Here is a 1013-nt window from a genome sequence, read left to right as displayed (position 1 = left end):
CCTGCGGAAGTGATCCGACCCCTGGGGTGCTGCGATGGGGGCGGATCCCTTTCCAGCGGAAAGGGCTCTGACCCCGGCTCAGGCAATTACGGTTTGACGGCGAGGGTGACCTGGCCCAGTTCGGTGGCGCCCTGCGCGCGGCCGTTCTGTGCGGCGGTGGCCGGCCAGGTGAAGGGAATCTTCAGCAGTTCACGGCCGCCGACTTCGCGCACCGCTTCCACCACCAGGGTGTAGTTGCCCGGGGCCAGCTGCTTCAGTGCGGGCTGCTTGTCGTTGAACGACAGCGCGTGCTTGCCGGCCGGGCGGGTCGGGCCGGTCACGCCGTCCACCGGCACCTGCAGGGTGCGGCCGCTCTTGCGCCACCACTGGCGCAGGTCGGGCAGCCACTTGGTGCCATGGCCTTCGCTGTTGCTGGTCTGCTGGTACCAGACCGACAGGTTGGCGGCGACCTTCTGGTCGGCGCCTTCCAGCCACACCGCCACATACGGGCGGTGGTACTCGGCCACGTTGAGCTTGGGCACTTCGACGTTGATGTCGAGGGTGGTGGCGTAAGCCGGCGAGGTGGCCAGCAGGCCGCTGAGGGCGATGGTCAGGGTGACGCGCATGGGGCGGCTCCGGAAGAACGGATGGAAGTCACGGTGGAAGTCAGTGGATCAGCAGCAGGGCGATCAGCAGCGGGATCATCAGGCCCAGGCCGACCAGTGGCCAGGTCATGCGTCGCTGCCGCGCATGCAGGTGCAGCAGGAACAGGCCGGTGATGCAGAACACCAGGCAGGCGACGGCGAACACGTCCAGGAACCAGCCCCATGCGGGGCCGGCATTGCGGCCCTTGTGCAGGTCGTTGAGATAGGACACCGCGCCGCGCGAGGTGGATTCGTACTCCACCGCGCCGGTTTCGCGGTCGATGCTCAACCAGGCGTCGCCGCCGGGGCGTGGCAGTGACAGATAGATTTCCTCGGCCGACCATTCGGCGGGTCGACCGCCGATGGAGATGCCCAGCTGACCGTCGAGCC

Annotated in this window: 2 protein-coding genes; both read right to left on the bottom strand. The window is 67.9% G+C overall.

The annotated features are described in order from the left end of the window. Nucleotides 1–86: 86 nt before the first annotated feature. Nucleotides 87–605, bottom strand: a complete 519-nt coding sequence (locus AC1VAN_RS22885; RefSeq protein ID WP_032975835.1) for a DUF2271 domain-containing protein — start codon at nt 603–605, stop codon at nt 87–89. Nucleotides 606–645: 40 nt separating this feature from the next. Then, nucleotides 646–1013 (bottom strand): PepSY-associated TM helix domain-containing protein (locus tag AC1VAN_RS22880; protein ID WP_480986873.1); only part of this gene is annotated, 368 nt, incomplete at its 5' end.

The organism is Stenotrophomonas sp. 05L44_2 (assembly GCF_056665995.1).
Note: the sequence above shows the minus strand (reverse complement) of the source record. Positions and strands in the feature narration are given on the sequence as shown.

Excerpts from the sequence above, each read along its gene's own strand:
- AC1VAN_RS22885 (WP_032975835.1), bottom strand. The coding sequence starts at position 605 with ATGCGCGTCACCCTGACCATCGCCCTCAGCGGCCTGCTGGCCACCTCG.